The following is an 8,508-nucleotide window of genomic DNA, read 5'->3' as shown; positions in this document are numbered from 1 at the left end:
TTGCCTGCCGCAGGGCGCCGATCATCATGGTCACGGCCGATGCGACCGCCAGCACCATCATCGGCGCGCGCGACAGCGGAGTGCACGAATTCCTCCGCAAGCCGTTCACCAGCGCCGATCTGCTGAAGCGGATCGAAAACGTCGCCCTGAAGCCCCGCGACTGGGTGGAGGCGGTCGGCTACGTCGGGCCCGACCGGCGACGTTTCAACTCGGGCGAATACTCGGGCGACCGCAAGCGCCGGGCGGACAAGCCGGCCAGCGGCGCCGCGGCCATGACGGCCGCGAAGGATCAGGCCATGCGGATCCTCGCCGCGGCCCTCGACCAGTTCGACAACGATCCGATGCAGGCCGTTCGCGCCATCCGTGAACAGGCCGCGACGCTGAAGTCCTTGGCCATGAAGGTCTCGGACTCGCGACTCGCGGTGGCCGTCGGCGCGCTGGAGGTCACCCTCGCCTCCGGGCCGCCGTGCAAGGCGACCTTGGCGGCGCCGATCGGGTCGCTGCTGGCCATGGCGCCGCCCGAACCGATGAAGCGGGCCGGCTAGACCGGCCTTCCACTGATCAGGCGTCGACCAGGTTCCGCTCCTCGGCGGCGGCGCGCATGGCCTTCTGCAGCTTCTCGAAGGCGCGAACCTCAATCTGACGGACCCGTTCGCGCGAGACGCCATATTGACCGGCCAACTCCTCCAGGGTCACGGGATCGTCCTTGAGACGGCGCTCGGTGAGGATGTGCTTCTCGCGATCGGTCAGTTCCTGCATGGCTTCCTCAAGCAAGCCCATGCGGATCGACTTTTCCTCGTCCTCGGCCAGCTGCGTCTCCTGCGAGACCGCCGTGTCGTCGGCCAGCCAGTCCTGCCATTCGCTCTCGCCGTCGGCGCGCAGCGGCGCATTCAGCGAAGCGTCGCCGCCGAGACGGCGGTTCATATTGGTGACCTCTTCCTCGGAGACGCCCAGCTTGGTGGCGATAGCCGAGAGGTGTTCCGGACGCAGGTCGCCTTCCTCGAAGGCTGAGATCTGGCTCTTGGCCTTGCGCAGGTTGAAGAACAGCTTCTTCTGCGCCGCCGTGGTGCCCATCTTCACGAGCGACCAGCTGCGCAGGATGTATTCCTGGATTGAGGCGCGAATCCACCACATGGCGTAAGTCGCCAGGCGGAAGCCCTTGTCCGGATCGAATTTCTTGACGGCCTGCATCAAGCCGACATTGCCTTCCGAGATCACCTCGCCGATCGGCAGGCCATAGCCGCGATAGCCCATGGCGATCTTGGCCACGAGGCGCAGGTGTGAGGTCACAAGGCGGTGCGCGGCCTCGGGATCTTGATGCTCGGTCCAGCGCTTGGCGAGCATGAATTCCTCGTCTTTCGCCAGCATCGGAAATTTGCGGATTTCAGTCAGGTATCGCGACAGTCCCTGTTCAGGCGACATCACCGCGAGAGATCTTGCTGCAGTCATCTGGTCCCTCCGACCGTGAAACGAGCGGGCCCTGCGGAGACGGCCACCCGATGTGCGCCGACGCCTCGCCCCTCAACTGGTGAGATAGGGTCGGGTTTCCGCATTTGTCAGAGGCGGATCGTCACACGGAAGCGTGACCGTTGCCCCGGCGCCACTGCACCGAACGAGTGACTGTATAGCGGAGAGTCAGTCCTAAATCAAGACTTACTTGGAGAGGGCGGCCCGAAGCCTGGCGCGGGCGGCGTCCCAGGCCGAGGCGTCGCCATCGTGCTTATCCGGGTGCAGGGACTGCAGGGAGCGAATTTCTTCCGATAGGCCTGGAGCGGCTGCGCCCGAGGGCGGATCGAGCCCTTCCGCCGCGACGAAGGCGGTGATCGCGGCGGCCCGCTGGGCATCGGGATTGGGCGCGGCCGGAGCCTCCAGGCGACCACCGGTCCAGCGGATGGCGTCGACGATCTGGTCGCGGAAGCGCGGATCGTCCCATGTCGAGGGCGTATGACCGAGGTTGGTGTAGAACAGCCGGCCTTGGCCGATCCGACGAACCCAGGTGACCGGCACGGGGTAGGGGCGCCGCAAGGGCTCCGCCGTCATGTCGAGCGTCTGGAGCACGCGAAGCCGATCCGGGACGAAGCCGGCGTACTGGTAGATCTCCTCAGCATAGGGCGTCCCATCCGGCCACATGGCGGCGAGCGGGTGCGAGGGCTCGAGGTTCGACAGGCGGATCGGTGTGCCCTGCGTCCACGGATGGCCGTCGAAACGGCCACCGAGGAAGGCCGTCCAGGCCTCCTCGCCACCCTCGAAGTCCAGAGCGGTGTCCGCGGCGCTGTGGACTCCGACGAACCCGCCGCGGCCGCTGTCGATCCAGCTGACGATCGCCGCCCAGGTCTCCCGGTCGATGGGCAGGGCGCCGGTGGTGCTGAAGACGAGGACGTCAAAATCAGCCAGCCGCGCGGCGGTCAGGTCGCGCGCGTCCTGGCTCAGTTCGACTGTGAAGGCGCCGCTGTCGCGGGCCATCTCCTGCAGTGCGAGTTCGGAGGATGACAGGCCGTCGGCGGGACGGCGCGCCGTCTCATGCACAAATCCGACGGACTGGGACAGATAGAAGACCCGCAAGGACGGCTCCTGAACTGGAGGGGCGCCGACGCAGGCGCCCAGGCAGAAAATCACCAGAACGAAGGTCAGGAGCCGGGTCATCGCGGACCCTGAAGGCCGAGGATGTCGCGGTAGGTCGGATGGACCACGTCGGCATGTTCCGGATGTTTCTGCAGGTAGGCGGAAAAGAACGGGCAGACCGGCAGGATAAGCAGGCCCCGGGCCCGGGCATTGGCGATGACGTGCTTCGCCAGCCGGCTGGCGATCCCCTGGCCCTCCAGCGCCACCGGCACGAGGGTCTCGGTGATCATCAGGTTCTGGCCGGAGAGATTGTAGACGACCACCGCCACCTGATCGCCGACCGGCAGTTCGTAGCGGTGGCGTCCGGCGTCGTCGCGAATGTCAGCGTCAGTCATACGGGGTCCTCCTGGACCATTGGTGGGGCGTCAGAGGTCGGCGAGCAATCGCTCGAGCTGCGTCATGTCTTCCGGAGGCGGGGTCTCGAACCGCAGCGGCTCACCGGTCACCGGATGGACGAACCCCAGCACAGCGGCGTGCAGCGCCTGGCGGGTCAGACCGGCCTCGGCGATGGCCGCGCGAACCGCCGCCGCCGGGCTGCCCGAGCCGTAGACCGGATCCCCCAGGATGGGCGCGCCCTTCGAGGCCAGGTGCACGCGGATCTGGTGGGTCCGCCCGGTGTGCAGGGTGCAGGCGACGCGGGCGGCCATCGGCGCGCCGCCGGCCTTGGCTGGAAGCCCGAACACCTTCTCGACGACATAGTCGGTGATGGCGTTGCGCCCGCCGCTCCGGAGCACGGCCATCTTCTTGCGGTCTGACGAGGAGCGCCCGATCAGCGTCTCGATCCGCCCCTTCGCCGGGCTTGGCGCCCCTCGCGTGAGGGCGATGTAGGTCCGCTCGATGTCGTGGGCGGCGAAGAGGGCCGAAAGGCCGGCGTGGGCCCGGTTGGACTTCGCGGCGACCATGACCCCTGACGTGTCCTTGTCCAGCCGGTGCACGATCCCGGGCCGGGCGACGCCGCCGATGCCGGACAGCGAGTCTCCGCAGTGCGCCAGCAAGGCATTGACCAGGGTCCCGGTCTCGCAGCCCGGCGCCGGATGCGCGGCCATGCCGGCGGCCTTGTCGACGACGATAAGGTCGGCGTCCTCGAACAGGACGGTCAGCGGGATCGCCTCGGACGCCGGCGTCGCGGAAACGACCGGCGGGACAAGGATCGTATACAGCCCCGACTGGGCCTTGGCCGATCCGCTCGAGACGGTCTGGCCGTCGCGGCTGACCACCCCCTCCACCAGAAAGGCCTGCAAACGCGCGCGGGACAACGTCGGAAATATTTTGGCCAAAGCCTTGTCCAGCCGGTCTCCGCCGGTCTCGAGCCGGGCTTCCAGCACCGTGGCGTCGTCGTCTTCGATCAGGGGTTCGTCGGACACCGGCCACTCCGCCGCCGGACCAGGCGGTCTGTGATCTAGCACGTGCGGCATGTGCCCCGGCAAGCCGCCAGCTTGGCTGTAGTACGGAATTCCGCCATGGTGAACGCGGGTGTCTGGGGAGACGGACCATGAGAATTCTGATCGTCGCGGCGGCGGCCGGCGGGGCCGCGCTGGCGCTCGGCAGCTGCGCCACCATGAGCGCCGAGCAGTGCATGGCGGGAGACTGGTCCGGCCAAGGCTATAGCGACGGTATGTCCGGGATGACCATGAGCCGGCTCGACGAACACGCCGAGGCCTGCGGCAAGCACGGCGTCTCGCCAGACGCCACAGCCTATGCCGCCGGTCGCCGGGAAGGTCTGGTGCACTACTGCACGCCCGCCAAGGGGTTCGAAGTCGGGCGCAGCGGTTCAGGCTATGCGGGAGTCTGCCCTTCCGAGCTGGAAGAGGACTTCACCTACGGCTATCGGGACGGCCAGATCGTGCACGCGGCCGAACAGGCGCTGGCCAATGCGCGCAGCCGGGTCGACAGCCTCGGCTCCCGACTTGAGGAGCTGGATGAGAAGATCATCGCCAAACAGGCCGAGGCCCGCGCGGACGGCCTGACGGAGGAGGAGCGCGAGGCGATCCGCAACCGCATCGCCGAGATCCGCCGCGAGCGCGCCGACACCGAACGGGAGTGGCGTCGGGCGCAGGATGCGATCGATGACGCGGAAGGCGATGTTCGCGACGTCCGCTGGCGTTTCCGCGATCAGTACGGCAGCTGGTGAGGGGCAGCGGCGGCTGAGCCGCCGGCCCAAGGCTTTCAGGCCGCCTTCTTCTCGAGCTTCTTCTCCCACTGGCCCAGCGAAGCCAGGCCGTTCATGCGGGCGCGGTGGTGGAAGGCCGACTGGCAGGCGACAGCGTTCTCAGCCTTGCCCGACCATGCCCGCTGCGGCGCGGCCTGCAGGGCGCGGCCGTAGGAGAAGGTCATCTTCCACGGGAAGCCGCCGATGCGATTCATCTCGTTGAGATGGGCGGTGGCCTGCTCGTCGGTCTGACCGCCAGACAGATAGGCGATGCCCGGCACGGCCGACGGCACGGTGGCCTTCAGCGCCGCGATGGTGCGCTCGGCGACCTCGTGCACCTTGGCCTGGCGAACGCTGCCCTTGCCGGAAATGACCATGTTCGGCTTGAGGATGATGCCTTCCAGCGCCACGCGCTGCTCGTACAGTTCCTGGAACACGGTCTGAAGCACCCACCGGGTGACCTCGTCGCAGCGGGCGATGTCGTGCGAGCCGTCCATCAGAACCTCGGGCTCGACGATCGGCACGATCTGCTCCTGCTGGCAGATGCGGGCGTAGCGGGCCAGGGCGTGGGCGTTGGCCTTGACGCAGCCCCAGGTCGGGATGCCGTCGGCGATGTCGATCACCGCCCGCCACTTGGCGAACCGGGCGCCGCGCTCGTAGTGGGCGCGCAGCCGTTTGGACAGGCCGTCGAGGCCCTTGGTCACCGTCTCGCCCGGGAAGCCGGCCATCTTGGTCGCGCCCTTGTCGACCTTGATGCCCGGGATCGATCCGGCCGCCTTGATGATTTCGACCAGCGGCGTGCCGTCCCTGGCGTCCTGGTACAGAGTCTCCTCGAACAGGATCACGCCCGAGATGTGCTCGCGCATCGTCTGCTCCGAGCGGAACAGGCATTCGCGATAGTCGCGGCGGTTCTCTTCGGTGTTCTCGACCCCGATGGCGTCGAAGCGCTTCTTGATCGTGCCCGTGGACTCGTCGGCCGCCAGAATGCCCTTGCCGGGCGTGACCATCGCCTCAGCCACCGCGTTGAGCGCCGCCAGATCCATCGAGTCCTCCTAAGCCTGATGAGTTGCGCTGATCTAGCTCCACCCGAGCCGGAAGTCACGCATTGTTACAGCGTGCGTCAGGCCGACCGGAGTGCCTCGACCCCTGGCAGGGGCTTGCCTTCCATCCATTCAAGAAACGCGCCGCCGGCCGTTGAGACGAAGGTCATGTCGTCCGCCGCGCCCGCGTGATGCAGAGCCGCGACCGTGTCGCCGCCGCCGCCCACCGCCACCAGCGCGCCCGACTTCGCCAGCTGCGCCGCGGCTTGGGCCGCCTTGACCGTCGCCGCGTCGAACGGCGGAACCTCGAACACGCCCAGCGGTCCGTTCCAGATCAGGGTCCGCGACAGGGCCATGGCCTTGATCAGCTTCTCGACGGTCAGCGGTCCCGCATCGAGAATCTTCTCGTCCTCTCTGATCTCCTCGCGCGCGAGCACGGTGCGCGTCTCAATCTCCGGCTTGACCTCCGTCGCCACCACCACGTCGATCGGCAGCAGGATCTCGCAGCCCTTAGACTCGGCCTCGGCGAGGATGTCGCGCGCCGTGTCGGCCATGTCCTTCTCGGCCAGCGAGCCGCCGATGTCGACGCCCTGCGCGAACAGGAAGGTGTTGGCCATGCCCCCGCCGATGGCCAGCCGGTCCAGCTTTTCGACGAGGTTCTTCAGCAGGTCCAGCTTGGTGGACACCTTGGCCCCGCCGACGATGCCCAGCACCGGCTTCTGCGGATTGCCCAGCGCCGCATCCAGCGCGTCCAGTTCCCGCCGCATCGACTCTCCGGCGTAGGCGGGCAGGAGCCGCGCCAGCCCCTCGGTCGAGGCGTGGGCCCGGTGCGCGGCCGAGAAGGCGTCATTGACGTAGAGGTCGCCCAGTTCCGCCAGCTGCGCCGCGAAAGCCGGGTCGTTTTTCTCCTCGCCGGGGTGGAAGCGGACGTTCTCCAGCAGCACCACGCCGCCCGCGTCAACGTCGGCGATCATCGCCTTCGCCTCGTCGCCCACGCAGTCCTCGGCGAACCGCACCGGCGCCCCCAACAACCGCTCCAGGTCGTCGACCACCGGCCGCAGGCTCATCGACGGCACGCGCTGCCCCCTGGGCCGGTCGAAATGCGCCAGCAGCGCCACCTTCGCCCCGGCGTCGCGCAGCTTCTGGACGGTCGGGATCGCCACCCGCAGCCGGGTGTCCTCCGTCACCTTTCCGCCCTCCGTCGGCACGTTGAAGTCTACGCGCACCAGCGCCGTCTTGCCGGCGAGGGACGGGGCGTCGTCGAGGATGCGGAAGGTCATGACTCTAATCTTCTGTACAAAACGTTGGTCGTGGCCGGATCAACAGCGGCTTTGACGTCTCCGCTCGAGAGGAACTCAACGACCTCGCCATCGATGGACGGCGAGATGTTCAATGTGAAGTGCTCCCGCTCCTCACCGTAGTCCCTGCCATAGGCGATATTGAATGAACGGAGCGTCGTGCCATCCACGAGTTCCAATATAGTGAGTTGGCCGTCACGGGATTCGAGAAGTTCGATCAGCCCGCTCCCGCGACCCGGGACGAGGTCGCCCGGTCCCTGTTCGTGGTACCGGGCGTCACCCATCAGATGAACTTCGCCATCACCAGCGCCGTATCGGCCATCCGCGTCGCGAAGCCCCACTCGTTGTCGTACCAGCTCAACACCCGGGCCAGCTTGCCGTCGACCACTTGGGTCTGGGGCAGGGCCGCGGTGGAGGAGGCGGCGATGTGATTGAGGTCCATCGACACCAGCGGGTCCGTCGTGGTGTGCAGCACGCCCTTCATCGGCCCGTCGGCGGCGGCCTGAAGCGCGGCGTTGATCTCGTCCACCGTCACTTCGCGTCCGGCCACGACCTTCAGATCGACGACCGAGACGTTCGGCGTCGGCACCCGGATCGACGAGCCGTCCAGCTTGCCCTTCAGCTCCGGCAGCACCAGCCCCAGAGCCTTGGCGGCGCCGGTCGAGGTCGGGATCATCGACAGGCCGGCCGCGCGGGCGCGGTACAGGTCCTTGTGCATCGTATCCAGCGTCGGCTGGTCGCCGGTGTAGGCGTGGATCGTCGTCATATAGCCGCGCTCGATGCCGAACAGGTCGTTCAGCACCTTGGCCACCGGGGCCAGGGCGTTGGTGGTGCAAGAACCGTTCGAGACGACGATGTCGTCAGCGGTCAAGACGTCATGGTTGACCTTGTAGACGATGGTCTTGTCGGCGCCGTCGGCCGGGGCCGAGACCAGGACCCGCCTGGCGCCGGCTTTCAGGTGGGCGGAGGCCTTGTCTTTCGAGGTGAACAGGCCCGTGCACTCGAAGGCGATGTCGACGTGCAGGTCCTTGTGCGGCAGCTCTTCCGGGTTGCGGATCGCCGTCACCTTGATCTTGCCGAGACCGACGTCGATCCAGTCCTCGCCCGAGGTCACCGTGCCCGGGAACCGGCCGTGCACGCTGTCGTAGCGCAGCAGGTGGGCGTTGGTCTCGACCGGCCCGAGATCGTTGATCGCCACCACCTCGATGTCGCGACGGCCGTGCTCGACGATCGAGCGCAGGACGAGGCGGCCGATGCGGCCGAAACCATTGATGGCGACGCGGACGGTCATGGGGGCGGGCTCCTGAAGCGTTGATTGGCGGTTGGCGCTTCAATGGAACCGGCGGCGCCGGGTTTCAACCCCGCGCCTGTAACAAGGCGTGATGAACTGTAACGCTGG

General features: G+C 67.5%; 10 protein-coding genes. 2 read left to right on the top strand and 8 right to left on the bottom strand.

Annotated features, from left to right (window positions below; all coding sequences use genetic code 11):
- Positions 1-545 (top strand): response regulator (locus tag VEC04_RS00270; protein WP_324772661.1); only part of this gene is annotated, 545 nt, incomplete at its 5' end.
- 16 nt (positions 546-561) lie between these two features.
- On the opposite strand, the gene rpoH is transcribed toward VEC04_RS00270, so the two are convergent.
- The 4 genes from rpoH to VEC04_RS00250 all read right to left on the bottom strand — a co-directional run bounded on the left by rpoH (position 562) and on the right by VEC04_RS00250 (position 3,986).
- A complete protein-coding gene (gene rpoH / locus VEC04_RS00265; RefSeq protein ID WP_324772659.1) occupies positions 562-1,449 on the bottom strand; it encodes an RNA polymerase sigma factor RpoH in 888 nt (295 codons plus the stop codon).
- Positions 1,450-1,653: 204 nt separating this feature from the next.
- Positions 1,654-2,643 (bottom strand): ThuA domain-containing protein, encoded by a 990-nt coding sequence (locus VEC04_RS00260; protein ID WP_324772657.1) that lies wholly within the window; start codon positions 2,641-2,643, stop codon positions 1,654-1,656.
- Positions 2,640-2,957, bottom strand: coding sequence for a GNAT family N-acetyltransferase (locus VEC04_RS00255; RefSeq protein WP_324772655.1), 318 nt, complete (start codon positions 2,955-2,957; stop codon positions 2,640-2,642). Before VEC04_RS00255 ends, VEC04_RS00260 begins: the two co-directional genes overlap by 4 nt.
- Before the next feature lie 30 nt (positions 2,958-2,987).
- Entirely contained in the window at positions 2,988-3,986 is a 999-nt protein-coding gene (locus tag VEC04_RS00250) for an RluA family pseudouridine synthase (protein WP_324772653.1), read from the bottom strand.
- A 128-nt stretch (positions 3,987-4,114) separates the two neighbouring features.
- On the opposite strand from VEC04_RS00250, the gene VEC04_RS00245 reads away from it, so the two are divergent.
- Positions 4,115-4,753, top strand: a complete 639-nt coding sequence (locus tag VEC04_RS00245) for a DUF2799 domain-containing protein (protein ID WP_324772651.1) — start codon at positions 4,115-4,117, stop codon at positions 4,751-4,753.
- Positions 4,754-4,788: 35 nt separating this feature from the next.
- On the opposite strand, the gene VEC04_RS00240 is transcribed toward VEC04_RS00245, so the two are convergent.
- From VEC04_RS00240 to gap, 4 genes are all read right to left on the bottom strand, one after another.
- Entirely contained in the window at positions 4,789-5,814 is a 1,026-nt protein-coding gene (locus VEC04_RS00240) for a class I fructose-bisphosphate aldolase (protein ID WP_324772649.1), read from the bottom strand.
- 77 nt (positions 5,815-5,891) lie between these two features.
- Complete coding sequence (locus VEC04_RS00235) at positions 5,892-7,091, bottom strand: phosphoglycerate kinase (RefSeq protein ID WP_324772647.1); 1,200 nt, start codon at positions 7,089-7,091, stop codon at positions 5,892-5,894.
- Complete coding sequence (locus VEC04_RS00230; protein WP_324772645.1) at positions 7,088-7,393, bottom strand: hypothetical protein; 306 nt, start codon at positions 7,391-7,393, stop codon at positions 7,088-7,090. Before VEC04_RS00230 ends, VEC04_RS00235 begins: the two co-directional genes overlap by 4 nt.
- Entirely contained in the window at positions 7,393-8,400 is a 1,008-nt protein-coding gene (gene gap / locus VEC04_RS00225; protein ID WP_324772643.1) for a type I glyceraldehyde-3-phosphate dehydrogenase, read from the bottom strand. The genes VEC04_RS00230 and gap overlap by 1 nt, the downstream gene beginning before the upstream one ends.
- Positions 8,401-8,508 lie beyond the last annotated feature (108 nt).

It is taken from the genome of Brevundimonas sp. (assembly GCF_035626535.1).
Taxonomy (GTDB): domain Bacteria; phylum Pseudomonadota; class Alphaproteobacteria; order Caulobacterales; family Caulobacteraceae; genus Brevundimonas.
The sequence above is the reverse complement of the archived record's forward strand: the minus strand, read 5'-3'. Positions and strand labels throughout refer to the sequence as shown.